The sequence below is a fragment of the Terribacillus halophilus genome, from assembly GCF_900101385.1.
In the GTDB taxonomy this organism is placed as follows: domain Bacteria; phylum Bacillota; class Bacilli; order Bacillales; family Amphibacillaceae; genus Terribacillus; species Terribacillus halophilus.
On sequence record NZ_FMZB01000001.1, the window covers coordinates 232,951 to 251,590 of the forward strand.

The 18,640-nt window shown below is 46.8% G+C and carries 20 protein-coding genes; 19 read left to right on the forward strand and 1 reads right to left on the reverse strand.

Annotated features, from left to right (window positions below; genetic code table 11):
* The first annotated feature begins 1 nt into the window (after position 1).
* The 12 genes from BLQ53_RS01140 to BLQ53_RS01195 all read left to right on the forward strand — a co-directional run bounded on the left by BLQ53_RS01140 (position 2) and on the right by BLQ53_RS01195 (position 11,986).
* Positions 2–1,627, forward strand: coding sequence for a peptide ABC transporter substrate-binding protein (locus BLQ53_RS01140; RefSeq protein ID WP_093725161.1), 1,626 nt, complete (start codon positions 2–4; stop codon positions 1,625–1,627).
* A gap of 72 nt (positions 1,628–1,699) precedes the next feature.
* Positions 1,700–2,626 carry a S66 peptidase family protein gene (locus tag BLQ53_RS01145; protein ID WP_093725163.1) on the forward strand — a complete coding sequence of 309 codons (927 nt, stop codon included), beginning with the start codon at positions 1,700–1,702 and terminating at the stop codon, positions 2,624–2,626.
* On the forward strand, positions 2,623–3,720 hold the full coding sequence (locus BLQ53_RS01150) for a dipeptide epimerase (RefSeq protein ID WP_093725165.1): 1,098 nt from the start codon (positions 2,623–2,625) through the stop codon (positions 3,718–3,720). Before BLQ53_RS01145 ends, BLQ53_RS01150 begins: the two co-directional genes overlap by 4 nt.
* Positions 3,717–4,604 carry a C40 family peptidase gene (locus BLQ53_RS01155; RefSeq protein ID WP_093725167.1) on the forward strand — a complete coding sequence of 296 codons (888 nt, stop codon included), beginning with the start codon at positions 3,717–3,719 and terminating at the stop codon, positions 4,602–4,604. Before BLQ53_RS01150 ends, BLQ53_RS01155 begins: the two co-directional genes overlap by 4 nt.
* Before the next feature lie 102 nt (positions 4,605–4,706).
* Positions 4,707–5,744 (forward strand): stage II sporulation protein D, encoded by a 1,038-nt coding sequence (gene spoIID, locus BLQ53_RS01160; RefSeq protein ID WP_170829537.1) that lies wholly within the window; start codon positions 4,707–4,709, stop codon positions 5,742–5,744.
* Between the two features lie 76 nt (positions 5,745–5,820).
* On the forward strand, positions 5,821–6,738 hold the full coding sequence (spoIIQ, locus tag BLQ53_RS01165; protein ID WP_093725169.1) for a stage II sporulation protein SpoIIQ: 918 nt from the start codon (positions 5,821–5,823) through the stop codon (positions 6,736–6,738).
* Positions 6,739–7,225: 487 nt separating this feature from the next.
* Positions 7,226–8,293, forward strand: a complete 1,068-nt coding sequence (locus tag BLQ53_RS01170; RefSeq protein WP_093725171.1) for an AimR family lysis-lysogeny pheromone receptor — start codon at positions 7,226–7,228, stop codon at positions 8,291–8,293.
* A gap of 214 nt (positions 8,294–8,507) precedes the next feature.
* Positions 8,508–8,777, forward strand: coding sequence for a sporulation transcriptional regulator SpoIIID (gene spoIIID, locus BLQ53_RS01175; protein WP_093725173.1), 270 nt, complete (start codon positions 8,508–8,510; stop codon positions 8,775–8,777).
* Positions 8,778–8,956: 179 nt separating this feature from the next.
* Positions 8,957–9,958 (forward strand): rod shape-determining protein, encoded by a 1,002-nt coding sequence (mreB, locus tag BLQ53_RS01180; protein ID WP_093725175.1) that lies wholly within the window; start codon positions 8,957–8,959, stop codon positions 9,956–9,958.
* A 112-nt stretch (positions 9,959–10,070) separates the two neighbouring features.
* Positions 10,071–10,889 carry a flagellar hook-basal body protein gene (locus BLQ53_RS01185; RefSeq protein WP_093725177.1) on the forward strand — a complete coding sequence of 273 codons (819 nt, stop codon included), beginning with the start codon at positions 10,071–10,073 and terminating at the stop codon, positions 10,887–10,889.
* 12 nt (positions 10,890–10,901) lie between these two features.
* Positions 10,902–11,699 carry a flagellar hook-basal body protein gene (locus BLQ53_RS01190; RefSeq protein ID WP_093725179.1) on the forward strand — a complete coding sequence of 266 codons (798 nt, stop codon included), beginning with the start codon at positions 10,902–10,904 and terminating at the stop codon, positions 11,697–11,699.
* 20 nt (positions 11,700–11,719) lie between these two features.
* The gene (locus BLQ53_RS01195; RefSeq protein ID WP_093725181.1) at positions 11,720–11,986 is read left to right on the forward strand and encodes a DNA-directed RNA polymerase subunit beta; all 267 of its coding nucleotides are present in this window, start codon (positions 11,720–11,722) and stop codon (positions 11,984–11,986) included.
* Between the two features lie 36 nt (positions 11,987–12,022).
* On the opposite strand, the gene BLQ53_RS18690 is transcribed toward BLQ53_RS01195, so the two are convergent.
* Complete coding sequence (locus tag BLQ53_RS18690) at positions 12,023–12,181, reverse strand: lmo0937 family membrane protein (RefSeq protein WP_139180824.1); 159 nt, start codon at positions 12,179–12,181, stop codon at positions 12,023–12,025.
* A 122-nt stretch (positions 12,182–12,303) separates the two neighbouring features.
* Between BLQ53_RS18690 and fabZ the strand changes: the two genes are divergently transcribed.
* The 7 genes from fabZ to BLQ53_RS01230 all read left to right on the forward strand — a co-directional run bounded on the left by fabZ (position 12,304) and on the right by BLQ53_RS01230 (position 18,564).
* The gene (gene fabZ, locus BLQ53_RS01200) at positions 12,304–12,726 is read left to right on the forward strand and encodes a 3-hydroxyacyl-ACP dehydratase FabZ (RefSeq protein ID WP_093725183.1); all 423 of its coding nucleotides are present in this window, start codon (positions 12,304–12,306) and stop codon (positions 12,724–12,726) included.
* 116 nt (positions 12,727–12,842) lie between these two features.
* Positions 12,843–13,328: a competence protein ComK gene (locus BLQ53_RS01205; protein WP_093725185.1), complete on the forward strand. Its 486-nt coding sequence runs from the start codon at positions 12,843–12,845 to the stop codon at positions 13,326–13,328.
* An 87-nt stretch (positions 13,329–13,415) separates the two neighbouring features.
* Positions 13,416–14,042, forward strand: a complete 627-nt coding sequence (locus BLQ53_RS01210; RefSeq protein WP_093725187.1) for a hypothetical protein — start codon at positions 13,416–13,418, stop codon at positions 14,040–14,042.
* 195 nt (positions 14,043–14,237) lie between these two features.
* Positions 14,238–15,356, forward strand: coding sequence for an acyltransferase (locus BLQ53_RS01215; protein WP_170829538.1), 1,119 nt, complete (start codon positions 14,238–14,240; stop codon positions 15,354–15,356).
* 102 nt (positions 15,357–15,458) lie between these two features.
* Positions 15,459–16,133 (forward strand): hypothetical protein, encoded by a 675-nt coding sequence (locus BLQ53_RS01220; protein ID WP_093725191.1) that lies wholly within the window; start codon positions 15,459–15,461, stop codon positions 16,131–16,133.
* Positions 16,134–16,147: 14 nt separating this feature from the next.
* The gene (locus BLQ53_RS01225; protein ID WP_093725193.1) at positions 16,148–17,377 is read left to right on the forward strand and encodes an efflux RND transporter periplasmic adaptor subunit; all 1,230 of its coding nucleotides are present in this window, start codon (positions 16,148–16,150) and stop codon (positions 17,375–17,377) included.
* A 98-nt stretch (positions 17,378–17,475) separates the two neighbouring features.
* Positions 17,476–18,564 carry a glycosyltransferase family 4 protein gene (locus BLQ53_RS01230; protein ID WP_093725195.1) on the forward strand — a complete coding sequence of 363 codons (1,089 nt, stop codon included), beginning with the start codon at positions 17,476–17,478 and terminating at the stop codon, positions 18,562–18,564.
* Positions 18,565–18,640: the final 76 nt, after the last annotated feature.

Sequence of the window (18,640 nt, forward strand, 5' to 3'; positions counted from 1 at the left end):
GATGAAAAGAAACTGGAAATTATCTATTATCGCTTGTCTTGCTGCATTGGTGCTTTTACTTTCTGCATGTACAGCGAACAACAGTGCTGGCGGCAGCGGTGATGGAGAAGACGGGGAGGACAAAAAAATCCTGCGCCTGAATAATGGTCAGGAGCCTACATCCCTTGATCCTCCTGAAGGCTTTGATAGCGCATCGTGGGTAATGGTCAACAACTTGATGGAAGGGCTCACTCGCCTTGACGAAAGCCACCAGCCTCAAGCTGCCATGGCCGAGAGTTGGGAAGTCAGCGATGATGGGAAGGAGTATATATTCAAGCTACGTGACGATGCGAAATGGTCCAATGGCGATGACGTGACCGCCAGTGATTTCGTTTATGCATGGAAGCATATGCTTGATCCGGAGCAGGCATATCAGCCGGCATTCCTTGCATATGTGATTGAGGGTGCCGAAGCGTATAACAGCGGAGAAGGCAGTGCGGATGATGTTGGCATCGAAGCAGTCGATGAAAAGACATTCAAGGTGACACTGACAGCACCAACTGGCTACTTTTTGAATCTATTGACGAACCCGGCATTCTTCCCGGTCAATGAAAAAGTTGCCGATGAAAATCCGGAATGGTTTGCTGAAGCAGACACATATGTAAGTAACGGCCCATTCAAAATCGATAGCTGGTCGCATGATAAAGAGCTGATCATGGTCAAAAACCCCGAATATTGGGATGCTGACACTGTGAAGCTTGATCAAGTGAACTGGGCGATGGTTGCCGACCGGAATACCGAGTATCAAATGTATCAAAGCGGTGATCTGGACAGATCCTCCATCCCGGCCGATAATGCGAAAGAACTCATGGAAAGTGAAGAGCTGGTAACCGAAGTGCAGGCAGGCGATCAATTCCTCCGCTTCAATGTTCAGAAAGAACCTTTTACGAATGAAAAGATCCGTAAAGCGTTCGCGATGGCAATGAACCGCGATGATATCGTCGAATTTGTCCGTGGCATTGGCGAACAGCCAGCCCGCGGTTTCGTACCATATGGCTTCGAGACACCTGGTGGCGGGGATTTCCGTGAAGAGAATGGCGATCTTGTACAAGATGATGTAGCCGAAGCGAAAAAATTGCTCGAAGAAGGGATGGCGGAAGAAGGCTGGGATGAGCTGCCTGCTGTGACCTTGACGTATGGTACCAATACAGAGAATGAGCGATTGGCTGAAGGGGTACAGAGTATGCTGTCGGAGAACCTAGGTGTGGACGTCGAGCTGCAGACAGTTGAATCCAGTGTATTTAGTGAAGAGCAGACGAAGCTAGTCTATCAACTTTTCCGTGGCTCCTTCCTAGCGGACTATGGCGACCCTGTTAACTTCCTGGAAAGCTTTACAACGGAATCCTCATCCAATCGTACAGGCTGGTCCAACGAAGAATACGATAAACTGATTGCTGACTCGAAAACACAAACCGATGAGGCGAAGCGTTTTGAGATGCTGATGGAAGCGGAGAAAATCTTGATGGATGAAATGCCTATCGTACCGCTTCACTTCTACCAGCATGTGTATTTGCAAAAAACGAATGTGAAAAACGTCATCATGCACCCAGTCGGCTACTTGGAACTGAAATGGGCAGACATTGAATAAGGAGCGAAAAGAAGTGGCGAGAGCCACTTCTTTTCCAGCTTCCAGACCATACATATAGACCAGGAGGAGGAGATGAGTGTGAAGCCAACTGTATGGAAAAAAGGAGATACAATCGGGATTGTAGCTCCAGCAGGTCCCATCAAACGGGAAGAGCTCGAGCGAGGCATCAAGATTGTGGAATCATTGGGTGTCCGTGTGAAGCTTGGGAAGCATGTGTTTGATAAAAATGGCTACCTAGCCGGCACGGATGCCGAAAGAGCTGCCGATTTGAATGGCATGTTCAAGGATGATGAAGTAAAAGGAATCATATGTGCCAGAGGCGGATATGGTTCTGGCAGGATAGTCGAATTACTTGATTATGAAGTCATCAAACAAAAGCCGAAAGTGCTGCTTGGATATAGCGACATCACGTATTTACATACTGCGATACGACAGCGGACAGGGCTGATCACCTTCCATGGTCCCATGGTGGCTTCTGACATGGGGGAATCCGACTTTGCCAAACTGAGTTATGATCTGCTGCAGCAGTTCTTCCTGCCGCAGGATGTCGTCTATACGACCGCTATTTCCCCGCTGGAAGTGATCATCCATGGGAAGGCGGCAGGCCCTTTGGTCGGAGGCAACTTATCTTTGCTGACAAGCACGCTCGGTACACCGGATGAAATTGATACAAAGGGTAAGCTGCTGCTGTTGGAGGATATTGGAGAACAGCCGTATCGGATTGACAGTATGCTGAATCAGCTGAAGCAGGCAGGGAAGCTTGAGCAGGTTGAAGGCATCCTTATCGGGGATTTCACCGGTTGTGAAGCGGAAGATCCAGAAACGTCATTATCATTCGATCAAGTACTGGTCGATTATTTCACGGATCTGAATGTGCCGATCTTGAAGGGCTTCCGCATCGGTCACTGCAACCCGAATGTCACTGTCCCGCTTGGATCGGATGCAACGATGGATACCGAGACGAAAACATTGCGTGTAAAGGCGGGAGTGATCACATGAAGATAGGCCGGATAGATGTGTATCAATCAGCTGTGCCGTTGAAAAAAGCCTTCAAAACTGCACTCCGAACCGTGACAATGGCCGAATCGGTTGTCGTGAAAGTGACGACAGATGCCGGTTTGATCGGCTGGGGGGAAGCTCCGCCGACGCATGTCATAACCGGAGATAGCCTGGCAAGCATCCGCTATGCGGTGAAGGCGGTCATTGAACCGGCCATCCTCGGCATGTCACTGCTGGAACGGGATGTGCTGTTCGAAAAACTCCAGCAGTGCCTCATCGGCAATGCAAGTGCCAAGGCGGCAGTGGATATGGCCTTGCATGATTGTATCGCACAGCATGCTGGTTTGCCATTATACCAGTTCCTTGGCGGTGTCAGGGATACATTGGAGACAGACTATACGGTGAGCGTCAATAGTCCGGAGGAAATGGCCTCGGATGCAGCGGGATATGTAAAGACAGGTTTCCGAACCTTAAAAATAAAAGTCGGCAAGAATGATATCGAAACCGATATGAAACGGCTTCAAGCAGTCCGGGAAGCAGTTGGCCCTACAATCACGCTTCGGCTTGACGCAAACCAAGGCTGGGATGCGAAAACCGCAGTCCGCGCCATCAGCAGGATGGAGGACCTCGGTTTGGACATCGAGCTTGTGGAACAGCCTGTTGCAGCAGCTGACTTGAAGGGGATGCAGTATGTGACGGCCAACGTCCACACTCCGATCATGGCAGACGAAAGCTTATTTTCCCCACAGGATGCCCGGAATCTTCTGGAAATGCGTGCGGCAGACTTGCTCAATATCAAATTGATGAAAGCAGGCGGCATTCAGCCAGCTTTGGATATCGCCCGTATTGCCAAGATTTATGGAGTGGAGTGCATGGTCGGCTGTATGATTGAATCCCGAATCGGTATCAGTGCAGCAGCGCATTTGGCTGCCAGTCAGCACCATATTACCCGGGTCGACTTTGATGCACCGCTCATGCTGCAAGAAGATATCGTAACGGGCGGCGTCCGCTATGAAGGCTGCAGACTTTTGCTCAATGCATCGCCGGGTCTCGGTATCCTGGCCGTGGATGCCTTGGGAGAAGCTGTGATATGAAAGAGCATGTAATTGCTGTTTCCGTCGCGAATCTGTGGACTGCTCCGGATTCATCCAGACAAGTGGATATGCCGATCGTCGGTAATCCAGCTGACCCGGATCGCTGGGTGCATGAATTGTCGCACGCTGACCGTTTGGAGCTTCATGAAAATGATTTGCTTCAATCCCAAGTGCTATTTGGGACGACAGTATGGGAAGTGGGGAAAAAAGATGACTGGATCAAAGTAGTAGTTCCTTCGCAGTCCACACCAAAAGAAGTAAAAGGCTATCCAGGATGGATTCCGGCCCCGCAGCTGGCAGCTCCTCTTCCCAAGGGCGGCCGAATGGTTGAAGTACGGGCAAAGCACAGTACGCTCATTTTAGAAGAGACGGGGAAAAGTATTCCGCTCAGTTTCCTTACAAGACTTCCATTCGCAGGTGAATCAGGAACAGCCTACACCATTTTGACGCCACTAGGTCCGGGGCGGGTATCCAAGTCCGAAAGCAACCTATGGACTAATCGCCAAAAAAGTGGGGCGGAATTGATTGCCTGTGCAGAACAATTCATCGGGTTGGACTACTTATGGGGCGGCATGAGCAGCTGGGGCTATGACTGCTCCGGTTTTGCATATAATATGCATCTGGCAGGCGGGTATACCATTCCGCGGGATGCCAGTGCACAGGCTTTGAAGGGGAAATCGATTGCCTTGGATCAAGCAGAACCCGGTGACTTGCTGTTTTTCGCTTATGAAGAAGGAAAAGGACGCATCCACCATGTCGGCTTCTATTATGGAAATGGGCAAATGCTACATGCACCAAAAACGGGGAAGCAAATCGAAATACTGGATTTGGCTGATACGGTTTATGAAACAGAACTTAGTGCAGTCAGGAGATATTGGAGCTGATAGAGTGCCTCGGGCACTCTATTTTTTTTAGGGACAGATGTTCTAGCAATCCATGGAAGAAACATAGAGTAAAGAGTAGACCAGCTGATAAGGAGGTCCTCTATGCTCAAAAAGAAGCCAAGCACAAAACGACGCCTCAAGTCCCAAGTAGTCATCAGTATGCTGATTGTCTGTTTATTTGCTGTCATCGTGGCGCTCCCGACATTGATTGTAGTACCATTTATAGACCCCGGCGGAACGGAGAGGACGGCAACAGCGATGAAACAGGAAAAAGAGGTCAAGGAAACAGCTAGTGTGGCGGTGGAAGTCAGCCGTACAGCAAGCAATACAATTGAAACGGTACCGCTAGAGACATATGTGACACGTGTGGTCGCATCCGAGATGCCTGCCGAATTTGAGCTCGAGGCATTGAAAGCGCAAGCTGTCGCAGCCCGGACGTATGTGGTGCGTTATATGGAAGATCATCAAGCGGAGAACCCGGAAGCAATTGAAGTATCTGATACGACAAGTGATCAAGTATATAAGAATGAAGACGAACTCCGCCAAGCATGGGGAAAAGACTATGAGGAAAAGATGTCCAAATTGATGGAGGCTGTGGAAGGAACAAGCGGGGAGATCATTACTTATGACGGGGAGCCGATTACACCTTCTTTTTTCTCCACAAGCAATGGGTACACGGAAAATGCAGAAGACTATTGGGAAAATCCACTTCCGTATTTGAAGTCCGTCGAAAGTCCATGGGATAAGCAATCGCCGAAATTCGCCGATCAGAAAGTGATCGAAATTGCCGAAGCAGAAAAGCTCCTTGGCGTAAAAATCGATCCGAACAAATTGCCGGGTGAGCTGAAACGAAACGATAGTCAGCGTGTGGCGGAAGTGGAACTTGGCGGCCAGCAGTTCACCGGCAGAGAAATCAGGGAGAAACTCGGACTCAAATCGACAGATTTCACTCTATCCCTGAAAGATGATCATTTGATTTTCGAGACGAAGGGATATGGTCACGGAGTCGGGATGAGTCAATATGGTGCCAATGGCATGGCTGGCGAAGGGAAATCGTACAAAGATATCCTGACATACTATTATACAGATACGGAGATTGATAAACTGCCGGCAGAAGGCGCGAAGCTGGTATCAAAATGAAGTAGGAAAAATTTTCATCAAACGCATGTATAGGAATCTATCTTTGTGACCACAATGGTTGCAGAGGTGATGATCTATGAAGGAAAAAAATAGCGTTTCAAAATCCAAGTGGAAACGTCTTTTCCGTAAAAAATGGTTTTTCCCAGCATTGTATCTTGGTATTTCCGCTTTGCTTTTAACTGCGGTATTGTGGTACCAAAGCGGTACAAACGAGCCTGAGCAGGCAGAAGAAGATAAAAGTATCTTCGATTCCCTAGGTTTCAATGGAGATGAAGAGGCTACTCCTGTAGCAGAGCAAGATGAAGTTGTGAAAGCTCCTGTAGCAGAAGATGCAGAAGCGACAGTCGTAACAAAATTCTATGATCACAAAGCCGACAGCGAATCCCAAGAGAATGCACTCGTACTCTACGACAACAAATACTATCAAAGCACCGGAGTGGATTACGCTGCAGCAGATGGCGGAGCTTTCGATGTCCTGGCAGCTTTGAGCGGTACAGTGACAGAAGTGAAGGAAGATGCCCTGCATGGGAACGTTGTCCAGATGGAACATAGCAATGGGGTTACAACGTATTATGCTAGTCTGGAAGATGTGAAAGTGGAAGTCGGGCAAGAAGTGAAGCAAGGGGATGTCTTGGCAACAGCCGGACAAAGTCTATTTGCAAAAGACAAAGCAACGCATCTGCACTTTGAGGTGCGCAATGGTGACACAGCTGTGAACCCGGAAAGCTTCTTCAACCAACCGGTAAGCAAGCTTAAGGAAGCGAAAGCAGAAACAGAAGCGGTGCAGGAAGAAGCAGCGGATACAAGCAAACAGAAGGAACAAGAGGAGACAGAAGCACCGGCAGAGGATAATGCTGACGCCGGCACTGCTCCAAAAGAAGAAGCGGATGATTCGGAAGAAACACCGGATGCATCCGATGAAGAAAAATCTCCTGAACAAGATGAGCAGCCAGAGGATGAAGCAACTTCTTCTTCCTCCCAAGCACAGACTTGATCGACAAGAGGCTGGGACAAAAGTGTTTTAGCTAAATGAAAACCCGAACTATTGACGTGAATCTTGAAACAAAGATACACGTAAGTTCGGGTTTTTTGACGTTAATCTATACCAGCGTAGGCAGAATACGGAGACTCCAACGGGAACAGCACGAGCTGAAGACCCCGCAGTGGTGATCTTTCCACGAGGAGGATAAGGCCGTGCCCGTGGAAAGCGGAGTATCCTGCCGAAGCGGCACTTATGAGCAATGTTCGCTTTTAAGCAATGGTATTTTATTTATGTCCCAGCCTCTTTGTTTTTTTTAGGCATAAAGCAGTCCAACAATATGAGCAGGAAACCTAAGAATTTGTCGAACGAATCCATCCTGAAACCGCTTGAAATTATCTGAAAAGATGGAATAATGAAATGGTGCAAAGCACAAAAAGAAAGTCGAAGTCAAGTGATTCCTTGGAGGTAAGATTGGGAAATGTGAGAGGAGAAAGGAACGTTGAATTTATCAAGTTTGCGTAAGGAAGCAACTGACTTGGGCAAGCTCTCGGCTGCAACAAGCCGGATGACTGATCTTTGGTCATTCATACAACTGGTGGAGACAAGTCATGATGTGAAGCAGGTAACAGATCTAGCTGCGAGTTTCTGTGTGCAATCCGGTTCTCCGGGCGTGCTGCTTGCGGCAATGGATTTTCTCGGGATGAATTATTATGAGAAAGAGCTTCAACTGGTGATCGAAAGGAATAAGCATTCCTTGCATCAACGAAACAGATCATATGCTCGTCTATATGAACTGATCATCCAATATCAGGCGTACAAGCTGCCAGGTGATGAATTTGAAAGGCAGATCAGCCGCCATCAAGCTGATTTTCCCGAAGCAAAGGCATTGGTTTTGATCGGGAGGATCTATCAGCATTTTCACTGCCACGATTATCATGCTATCGGACATTATTTGGATGAATTGCAGGAAACGATCATCTTCATCAAAGACTATCTTCTGCGGATGATGATGACTGTCCGGATGGACAAGCTGTTGTTCCAGTATCATTGGAAGCGGAACGAATTGATCCTTGCCAGGAAACATAGCAGAAATATCCTCCATCATACATATCTACCAGGCCAGCGTGCCGTACAGCATTACAAGATGGGACTGACATTTCTTTTTGATGACAAGATAGCAAGCTTCTCCCATCTGGCAGAGGGCAGCAAGATGGCGAAACAGTATCATGTAACATTGCTTGCTCAATTGCTCGATAGGCAAGTCCTGCCGATCGTGGCTGCTCATTTCGGTATTCCACATGCGTATCTGACGGATGATCCGCATGCCCTCGCTTATATCGAATACCAGCTTGGCGAGATCGATAATGCAAAAAAGCGATATCCTAAGTGGAAACCTGAAAAACAGACCGCATTCTATAAATACTTCTATGGATTGATCCATCAAAATAAGGATTATTTAGTAGCATCCTATCACCTATTCATCCGCAGGCATAAAGACTTCTATTTTTCCCGTTTACCCATGTACGCCATTCAAAAAATTGATAACAACAGACCCTCCACTATTTAGCAGGGTCTTTTTTTATGGAATAAAACAAAGGAACAGCTAATAAGATGTTACAAACCAAAGTAAGTGTTTGAAGGGAACGAGTGTGAAGCGCTCAATGCTGCAGATGCCCAAACAGCTATGACTTGCAAAAGAAAAGTACATATCCGGATTACTTCATCGCTTCTCATCTTGTCTCATGAACATCAAGAACCGTCAACTTAAGGAGGCATGGGCTGTGCATGATTATATCAAGGAGCGCACGGTGCGCATAGGAAAGCACATTGTGGAGACGAAAAAGACAGTACGCGTCATTGCAAAGGAATTCGGTGTGTCCAAGAGTACCGTGCATAAGGATCTTACTGAAAGACTGCCGGAAATCAATCCCGATTTGGCCAATGAAGTGAAGGAAATCCTCGATTATCACAAAGCGATCCGCCATCTGAGAGGCGGGGAAGCGACCAAATTGAAGTATAAATTGGAAACAAATACCGACGCTCCGGTCTGAAACACAACTTTCATCCTGTAAAGATATGTCCATTCACTTTCCAATATTCCTACTTTTATCCTTCTTTTCTTTCACAAATTGCTACTATTCTCCATGTTTTGTGCTACACTATAAAATAAGTAGCATTATGTTCTCGAACGGATGCGACAAAGTTCTATCTTTACAGGGAGGATCTGAGGATATTGGCACGAGATATAGGAATTGACCTCGGTACGGCAAACGTACTAATACATGTAAAAGGAAAAGGAATCGTCCTGGATGAACCATCCGTTGTCGCGATGGACAGGAATACAGGGAATGTACTGGAAGTAGGGGAAGAAGCACGACGCATGGTAGGCAGAACACCTGGCAATATTGAAGCGATTCGTCCGCTGAAGGATGGCGTAATTGCTGATTTTGATGTGACAGAAGCGATGCTTCGCTATTTCATCAACAAGATCAATGTAAAAGGTTTTCTATCCAAACCGCGTATGCTGATTTGCTGCCCGACGGACATTACGAAAGTCGAACAAAAAGCAATCAAGGAAGCAGCGGAGAAATCAGGCGGTAAGAAAGTATACTTGGAGGAAGAACCGAAAATAGCTGCAATCGGAGCAGGTATGGATATCTTCCAGCCAAGCGGCAATATGGTAGTCGATATCGGCGGCGGTACGACGGATGTTGCTGTACTTTCAATGGGTGATATCGTGACTGCGCAATCCATCCGTATGGCTGGAGATAAGTTCGATGCGGAAATCTTGCAGTATATCAAACGTAAATACAAGCTGTTGATTGGGGAACGTACAGCTGAGAATATCAAGATCGAGATTGCAACTGTTTTCCATGATTCTCGTCAGGAATCCATCGATATCCGTGGGCGGGATATGGTGAGCGGTCTTCCGCGTACCATCACTGTCCATTCGGAAGAAATCGAAGAAGCATTGCAAGAATCGGTGGCCATGATTGTACAAGCGGCACGCACTGTACTTGAACAGACACCTCCAGAGCTGTCTGCAGATATCATCGATCGCGGTATCATCCTGACTGGCGGCGGTGCGCTGTTGCATGGCATCGACCAGCTGCTTGCCGAGCAGCTGAAGGTACCTGTCTTCATTGCAGAAGATCCGATGGGCTGTGTGGCAAAAGGCACTGGCATCATGCTTGAAAATATCGACAAACTAGAGAAACGTAAAGTAGTTTGAGAAATTAACCTCTTCTGTACGCAGAAGAGGTTCAATTTGTTTAGGAATCTGCCGATATAAGTAATAGAAACCAAGATTTTTGGCAATCTGACTACTTAGGAGGATCACCACATTGCTAAAAGGATTATATACAGCTGCATCCGGTATGCTCGCCCAGCAGCGCAAGCAGGAAGTACTGTCCAATAACTTAGCCAATGCAAATACGAATGGATACAAAGCAGATCAAGGCCAGCTGCGGGCATTTCCCGAAATGCTGTTGAAAGCGACGGAGAGCAAGTCGATGTCGGCCACTGAATCCCGTTATATTTCTGTTTCAAAAGAAATCGGGAGCATCAATTCCGGCGTGTATGTACAAGAGACGATTCCGAATTTCGTGCAAGGAGATTTGCGTGAAACGGGCATCAGTACGGATACGGCATTGGTGGATGGCGCTTATCCGGATGAAAATGGCTCTGTTTTCTTCAACCTCCAAACAGCCGACGGACAAGCGTACACTCGGAATGGGAACTTCACGGTTGATGCGGAAGGATTCCTGACAAATGATCAAGGCAGCTATCTTTTGGATACCGATGGGAATCCGATCCAGACAAACAATCAGACATACATGATGACAGCAGATGGCACGATGCAATTTACCGGCGGCAGAAACATCCAGCTTGGACTGACTTACGTACAGGATGCCAATCTGCTGGACAAGCAGGGCGAAAATGTATATACCGCAAGTGAAGAAGCACAGGTTGCGGATGCCCGTGCGACAGCTGGTGCCACATTCAATATCGTGCAAGGAGCAGTGGAAGGCTCGAATGTTGATATGGAGCAGACCATGACCGACATGATGCAGGCATACCGGACGTTTGAAATGAACCAGAAGGTCATGACAGCATATGATGAAAGCCTTGGAAAAGCAGTCAATGAAGTAGGGAAGCTGTAAAGGGGGAGCAAGATGAGCAGAATGATGACACAAGCTGCGGTAACGATGGGACAGCTGCAGCAGCGATTGGATTTGATCGCCAATAATATGGCGAATACGAGCACAGCAGGCTATAAGGCGCAAACCTCCAATTTTTCTTCCTTGCTTTATCAGCAGCTGAACAATCCGCCGAATGATGAGGCGAATACCGACAATCGCAGTACAAGTGATGGCATCCGAATCGGTTCCGGTGCTTATATGAGTAGTACGAACCCGCTCATGACGATGGGAACGATCCAGACGACAGATCGCAATCTCGATGCTGCACTGGTGAATGATAATCAATTTTTCACGATAACAGACGCGGACGGACTAGAGCGTTACACACGTGCCGGAAACTTTTATCTCCAGCCGCAGCAGGACGGAACAGTTGCGCTGACAACAGCTGATGGAGATTTTGTCAACGGTGCCGATGGTCCTATTGCATTACAGCCTGATTTTGATAGTATTACAATCAATGACCGTGGAGAAATTGTTGTCGGCCGTAATGGTGAAACTGCTGTGGAAGCGAACCTCGAGATCACTGCAATCGATAATCCGCGCGTACTGAATCGAACAGGCGATACGGCCTTTGAGCTGGATGATCCGGCACTTGCACAAAGATTGGCTCCGGAAGAAGTCGAACTGCAGGCAGGCAGCCTGGAAGGCTCAAATGTCGATCTTAGTGAGCAAATGACTGCAATGGTCAATACACAGCGCGCCTATCAATTCAATGCCCGTTCGATTTCCATGAGTGACCAGATGAATGGTCTCATCAATCAGATAAGATAATAGTAAGGAGCCAGAGCACCATGCCTAGTAATGCATCCAAACTCCAGACAAAAGAACAACATGAGAAGAACAAGCAGGCAGAAGGAGAAAAAGCGCCGAAGAAAAAACAGCGGAGAAGACTGTTTCCGATTTGGCTCCGCTTGCTTGTGGTGCCGCTCATCCTCGTGATCTTCCTGATGCTTGGCATGCTATTCGGGTATGGAGTACTTGGGGATGGCAATGCACTGGATGTCCTCAAACGAGATACATGGACGCATATCTATGATTTGATAAACGAGAAGTCCTGAAAAAGGCTTGCTCCCGAATACGGGGCAAGCCTTTTCCTATTTCCTGCCCCTGCTCTTCCTGATTGCATAAATGACAAACAGGATCGCAGCGATGACAAGGAAGATATGGATGATTCCTCCGAGAATATTGAAAATGACACCAATGAGCCAAAACGCGACTATGATGATGCCGATCCATAATAAAAGATTGAGCATTTGACTGACCTCCCAGCACTTTTATGGAACCATACCCCTACTTGGAAACGTGTTAAACATACAAGCTTCATTTTTGGTATAATACGTTAGGAAAGACAACCATTCAGGAGGTTCACCATATTATGTATGATGTTCAACAAATCAAAGAAATAATCCCGCATCGCTATCCATTTTTGCTAGTGGATCAAATAACCGAAATCGAGGAAGGGAAACGAGCTGTCGCCAAGAAGAATGTAACGATCAATGAACCATTCTTCCAAGGTCACTTCCCTGACTATCCGGTAATGCCAGGAGTCTTGATCATCGAAGCCCTTGCACAGACAGGCGCATTTGCCATGCTGATGAAAGAAGAGAACAAAGGAAAGATCGGCTTCCTTGCCGGCGTCGACAAATGCCGCTTCAAACGCCAAGTAAAACCAGGTGATACGTTGAAGCTGGAAGTGGAAATCATCCGTCTGAAAGGACCAGTCGGCAAAGGGAAGGCGACTGCGACTGTGGATGGCGAGCTTGCTTGCGAAGCGGAAATCACATTTGCCATCAAATAAAAGAACGAAGCATCAAGCTTCGTTCTTTTTTACTATTTTTTACATCTCCTTTACATATTGGAAATACAGTTTATAGTAATATAGTCTTGTATAAGACAATATTGGAGGGGGAAATCATGCAAATAGAAAAAAGGGAACAGTACATCATCACCCGCAACACCATTGCTGTCCTTCACCTGAATGATCCAATTTATCAAGCGCGCATCCTCGAAGCGGATAAAGAGATTATAGTGGAACAATCGCCTCTTTCCATCATCGATCATAGCTGTATGCAGTATGGTTCTTCCTATGAAGGCAGGGTGCATGCAATTGGCAGGCTGCTGCGGACAGATAAGAAGGTACCTATCCCAGTGCATCCTGCTCACGGTGTTTTTATGCTTCCGACGTCCTCGCCCACGAATTCCCATTGCGCCTGGCTGTCTTTTTATCACATCCAATCCTACAAGGAAACAAAAAGCCGCACTCGAGTCAGCTTCTATAATGGTACCGCTTTGTTCGTGGAAACATCGGAGCGCTCCTTCGACCAGCAATACAAGCGGACCGGTACTGTCATCGCACTGCTGAACAATGAGCACTTCTTCATCGGTCAATCCTTATCCTGAACTGTCAATTACTTCTTCTGCCGAAGCGGTTATGTTATCATGAAAACTATCATAACGAGCTTAAAAGTGGAGGAGGACACCTGTCTTATGCGTACTACATACACCGGAACAGACCTGCTGGGGCAGCTGCTGCTTCAGAAGGATGCGCTTCTTACATCAATCAGGCGGGAGGATATCGCCCTCGATGCATTTTTAAGGCGGGAGGCAAGGCGGCCTGATCATCATCCGGTATTCCGCTATGTATTAAGACATTACATAGGCTTGGTCAATCCGAACTTAACCGAGGAATTCGAACAGACCTTTTTCTATCTGTTTCAAGCAGCTGCACGTCAGCCGGACAAGCGCAATATTGTCGGTTTGACAGAAGCGTTATATGAAGTGAAGAATCGCCGGGGCAATCCTTCGATGCAGTTCCCTCAAGTAACCCATATGCTGCACTTATTGAATGTCCATTATCCGATATATGACCCGGCAAGAACTGCATTCCTCGGCATGCCATCAGCTAATCATCTTAGCGGATTCGACAAAAAAATGACGCGATACATCGAGCAATACAGTCAGCTTTTCGAATGCTATCAGTCCATTTTGACTGATAGCCGTTTCGAATCATTGACAGCTGCATTCGACGAATATTTCCAGGATCCCGGATATGAAGCACCAAGCCGTGCCAAGAAGCTGGATTTGCTGATGCAAGCACTAAGCCAGACAAGCTAAGCACTTACTTCCTATAGTAAGTGTTTTTTTATGGGAAAAATAAGGACTCACTGGATAGAGTTTGTAATCATATTTCACACAGTTTGTGTTGTCATTACAGTTCTGTTAAAGCTATTGCGACATGGAATGCTGCGGGTATATAAAGAAGAAAAGAGGGATATGATTTCTTAAAATAAAGAAAGCAGGTAGATGCAAATGACCAGAAACTATACCATCGACTTCTTCAAATGTCTGGCTATCTTCGGAGTTGTTTGTATCCATACGCATACATTCCGGGATACAGCCGTCCCATTCGGCAATGGGGAAATGTGGGCATTCATCATTGATACAATAGCGCGTTTCTCTGTCCCATTCTTCTTCGCTGCATCTGGCTATTTATTCGCGATGAAACTGGAACGAACAGATGACACATTCGCATATTTCAAACGCTATACAGGTAAACTGATCGGTCTGCTTGCAGCGTGGTTCGCTTTTTATTGGATATATGACTTCATCAAGATGCTAACTGCTTCTACTGGAACGATGAACGAGCAAAAAGCGGAGTTGACAACTTACTTTCAGGATACTCTGCAGTGGCGTACATTACTGGACGGGATATCATATACACAATTTCAGCTTTGGTTCATGTTCGCTTTGATTTTTTCGATCATCATCATATACACTGCCTACAGGCTGCGGATCCTCAAGCTTACATTGCTGGCAGGTCTTGTACTAAATTTGATTGGTCTCCTCGGGCAATCTTACGGACCACTGTTTCATGTGACGATGGAGGAAACGACGAGAAACGGTATTTACTTCGGATTGTTTTACACCGCTCTTGGAGCGTGCTTCGGGTTATATGAAAAGCAAATCATCGAGAAAGCACGAGCAATCCGTACAAGAACAGTCGGTATGATTATTGTTGCTGGCTTTGCGTTACAATTGTTGGAACGTTACATCTTGCATTACGGGCTGGACTTGCCGCAAGGAGAATATCTCATCAGCACGATTCCTTTAACGGTATCCCTGCTGCTGTTCACCTTGAAAGCACGACATATCGGAAAGCACCGATATGTCAGCATGGTTGCGAAGAATGTAGTCGGCATATATTTGATCCATACATTATGGCGCAGTATTTTTGATCAAGCGCTGGATCAATCGAACATCACGCAAACATTTGCTTGGGGTCTTCTATATGCACCGATTTTATATGCGGTATCCCTACTGTCCTATGTGGGATTGCAATACACGAAAGGGAAGCTCAGCGACCCGACTGTCCCAAGACAGGCGAAGACTCGCACTGCTCTGCGACCAAGCAATAGTCTCATCAAATAGATTGGCGTTTTGCCAATCTATTTTTTTATTGTAAATATATGTGCAAATTTCTATAAGTTACGGTAATCTTTTACTATATACATAGAAAAAGGATGACAAAACATGACATATCATACGAATCCTTTCCGCCTTCTGATTAAACCAAAGGAGACATTATTCAAGCTGCGGGAAGCTGAGGAGCTCCGCGGCCATTGGCGGTGGACGATTCTGATTTTGCTGGCATTTTGCCTCGTTTACACAGCACTTGGATGGATGGGTGCCGGTACAGAGACGCTGAATCAATTGAAATCAGGCTACATAGGTTCAGAATATGAATACGCCAAATTTTGGTTCATCATTGGACGGCTTTTCTCCGGGTTGTTACTTGGATTGCTCGTCATCTTCGTTGTGTCGCTCGTATTCTATCTTTTTTATGAAATTCCTTATGAAAAGCTGCTTATCATCCAGTTAAGCGTGAGTATAGTTTTCCTGCTGGAAGCTCTCTCTTGGCTGCTTTTATTGCCGGCAGCCGGTCTGGAATGGGATCGTTCGCCTTTTTCGTTTGGCGTCCTTGCTGATTTATTCACCGACAGACCTTGGGTCATCAGCCTGTTTGGTGCCGTTTCTTTGTTCCAAATGTTCATCCTGTATTTCCAGACCAGATGCTTGCTTGTACTGTTCCCGGCAAAACGCTGGCATGTATGGGCAGTTGTCGGCATGATCTATCTTTGTTATGTGCTTTTGTTGACATTGCTTGGCGGTATCGGGAATAAGATTGTTGCATTCATCTTCGCATAGGAGGGCTTTAAAGGATGATGAAAAAGATTTTACTGCCATTGGGAATCGTCCTTGTACTGGCCAATATCGCTATTTTGTTCTGGGACGATGAAGGCCGTGTAGGCAGGACGAATTTTATACATAAGTGGGAGCAGGTGACAGCGCAGGATGTAAAAGAGACATTGTCCGTCCCTGCTGTGTTGGCATCAGCAGAAGAAGTACCAGTCTATCTGGATCCAGAATCAGGTTCGATATCCGAAATGCTTGTCGGGCCAGGTGATAAAGTAGAAGAGGGGGACGACCTCTTCACTTATCAAGCAGCTGATTATGGGAAAACATATCGCGAGCTGACGTCCTCCATCACCAAGCTGGAGGCACAGGCCGAGGCAGTGGAGCAGGCCATTTCAGCAGTGGAGGAAACAGACATCGGCGTTGATGCTTCCCTCTCGGAAGCGATCGAGCAAACGGAGGATGAAGAAGCAGCAAATGCTGCAAATGAAGCGCTGCGTCAAACAACGCAAGAGCAGACCGCACAAATGCAGGAGCAATACCGTATCGGTTTGGAAAAGGAGCTTTCCGAGAAGAATGCTGAGCTGACTGCAGCAGAAGAACAGCTGGCGGATTTAGAGGAAACGGGAGAATATGTGACTGTCACGAGTCCTTCAGCAGGTACGGTTAAATCAGTCGGGCAGGCTGGCAATGAGCCGATTGTACTCCTGAAGAGCAGCGAGCTTGTCATAACCGGTGAACTGGCTGAAGCGGATCGTAAGCGGGTGCAGGCAGGAATGACGATTGAAGCGAAGCTCCCAGATGGCGGGCCTGTCCTGGAAGGGGAGATCACGGATTTGGCGGAACAGCCTGTTGCTGCATCATCAGAAAGTACTTACAAATTTGAAGCATCTTACCTTACCGAAGATGACCAAACTGATCAGCTTTTGGCAGGTTACCATTTGGATACCGGCATTTTAATTGCCCTTGCCAGTCAAGCGCCCACCGTCAACCCAAGTCAAGTGAATGAAGATCAGATCTGGAAGATGGCTAACGGCCAGTTATTTACGGCAAAGGTGGAAGTCGGGGCTCAGAATGCTGAGCAGGCTGCTGTCACCTCAGGCCTTGAAGCTGGATCATATATTCCGGTAGATCAAGGGGAGCATTATCAAAACGAACCATTCGTTACACCCTGGAAACCTCATGACATGACATGGTCGACGTGGAAGGATTCTTTTACAAGCTATGAATTCCTGCTCGGACTGCTTGACCATTGATTGTAAATTGTTTTTAAAGAAGTAGATGATATTACTGCATGTTTTGTCGAATAAGCGTACAATTTGTTTACAATCATGTACGTAAGGGGCACATTGTTATGAAAGTACATTTAATCGCAAATATGTATCCTAGCAAGCAACATCCCAATTATGGGGTTTTCGTCGAAAATACAGAGAAGATCCTTGCCCAATCGGGGGTGGCTTTCGACCGTACTGTCGTGACGAAACAGTCGAGTTCGATAGGCAAGCTGATGGCCTATGGAAGCCACTTCTTCAAAGTGATCGGCAAATCGTTATTCCGGAAATACGATGTCACCTATGTGCACTATGCGACACATAATTCCATACCTGTGCTAATTGCCAAGAAGCTGAACAAGAATATGGTCATCTACACGAATGTGCACGGCAGTGATGTGGTGCCAGAGTTTAAAAAACGGCAAAAATATCAGCCTTATGTAAAGCGGCTGTTGGAAGTGTCGGATACTGTGATCACACCGAGTGCTTATTACAAGGAGCTTGTACAGCAGAAGTACGGCTTGACGAACCGGATAGAAATCTTTCCATCCGGCGGTATCAATAAGCAAACCTTTCATGAGAAGGAAACAACGCTTGCCTGCCAGGAGCTGGAGATCAATCCGGCATACAGCTATATTGGATTCGTCGGCCGTATTGATCGAGGAAAAGGCTGGGATGTGTATTTGAAAGCCGCCGAGCTGCTCAAGGAGCAGGGGAAGCTTGGGAACTGCAAGTTATTGTTCATTGGTGATGGTCTGGAAAAAGAAGACTTCGAATCAATGGTGGACAAGTTTGGCTTGCGGGATCATCTCGTTCATTTCCCGCTTTTGTCCCAGCAAAAGCTGAACAGTGTATACAATAGCATGGCAGTGTTCTGTTTCCCGACGATGCGGGAAGGAGAAAGCCTCGGCCTTGTAGGTCTGGAAGCAATGGCCTGCGGTACGCCTGTTATTGGCAGCTGTATGGCTGGACTGCTTGACTATATGGAAGATGGCCGGAACGGCTTTTTATTCGAGCCGGGTTCTGCAGAAGCACTGGCAGACAGTATCAAGTCGTACATGGAACTGCCGGAAGAGGCGAAGCAATCCATGCGGGAAGCAGCGATGCAAACAGCTTCAGCCTATGAAGTGGAGGCAATCAAGCCCCGATTGACGAAGATATTCTCCGTGTAAAGTCCAACTGCGGTTGGGCTTTTTTTATTAAGCGATTGTAAAATAGGGTTCTGCATTGTTAAGTTTGTTCTGAGTG

What these genes read in the sequence shown, in the direction of transcription:
- BLQ53_RS01140 (WP_093725161.1), top strand. Translation starts at nt 2, where the DNA reads ATGAAAAGAAACTGGAAATTATCTATTATCGCTTGTCTTGCTGCATTG.
- BLQ53_RS01145 (WP_093725163.1), top strand. Translation starts at nt 1,700, where the DNA reads ATGAGTGTGAAGCCAACTGTATGGAAAAAAGGAGATACAATCGGGATT.
- BLQ53_RS01150 (WP_093725165.1), top strand. Translation starts at nt 2,623, where the DNA reads ATGAAGATAGGCCGGATAGATGTGTATCAATCAGCTGTGCCGTTGAAA.
- BLQ53_RS01155 (WP_093725167.1), top strand. Translation starts at nt 3,717, where the DNA reads ATGAAAGAGCATGTAATTGCTGTTTCCGTCGCGAATCTGTGGACTGCT.
- spoIID (WP_170829537.1), top strand. Translation starts at nt 4,707, where the DNA reads ATGCTCAAAAAGAAGCCAAGCACAAAACGACGCCTCAAGTCCCAAGTA.
- spoIIQ (WP_093725169.1), top strand. Translation starts at nt 5,821, where the DNA reads ATGAAGGAAAAAAATAGCGTTTCAAAATCCAAGTGGAAACGTCTTTTC.
- BLQ53_RS01190 (WP_093725179.1), top strand. Translation starts at nt 10,902, where the DNA reads ATGAGCAGAATGATGACACAAGCTGCGGTAACGATGGGACAGCTGCAG.
- BLQ53_RS01195 (WP_093725181.1), top strand. Translation starts at nt 11,720, where the DNA reads ATGCCTAGTAATGCATCCAAACTCCAGACAAAAGAACAACATGAGAAG.
- BLQ53_RS18690 (WP_139180824.1), bottom strand. Translation starts at nt 12,181, where the DNA reads ATGCTCAATCTTTTATTATGGATCGGCATCATCATAGTCGCGTTTTGG.
- fabZ (WP_093725183.1), top strand. Translation starts at nt 12,304, where the DNA reads ATGTATGATGTTCAACAAATCAAAGAAATAATCCCGCATCGCTATCCA.
- BLQ53_RS01205 (WP_093725185.1), top strand. Translation starts at nt 12,843, where the DNA reads ATGCAAATAGAAAAAAGGGAACAGTACATCATCACCCGCAACACCATT.
- BLQ53_RS01210 (WP_093725187.1), top strand. Translation starts at nt 13,416, where the DNA reads ATGCGTACTACATACACCGGAACAGACCTGCTGGGGCAGCTGCTGCTT.
- BLQ53_RS01215 (WP_170829538.1), top strand. Translation starts at nt 14,238, where the DNA reads ATGACCAGAAACTATACCATCGACTTCTTCAAATGTCTGGCTATCTTC.
- BLQ53_RS01220 (WP_093725191.1), top strand. Translation starts at nt 15,459, where the DNA reads ATGACATATCATACGAATCCTTTCCGCCTTCTGATTAAACCAAAGGAG.
- BLQ53_RS01225 (WP_093725193.1), top strand. Translation starts at nt 16,148, where the DNA reads ATGATGAAAAAGATTTTACTGCCATTGGGAATCGTCCTTGTACTGGCC.
- BLQ53_RS01230 (WP_093725195.1), top strand. Translation starts at nt 17,476, where the DNA reads ATGAAAGTACATTTAATCGCAAATATGTATCCTAGCAAGCAACATCCC.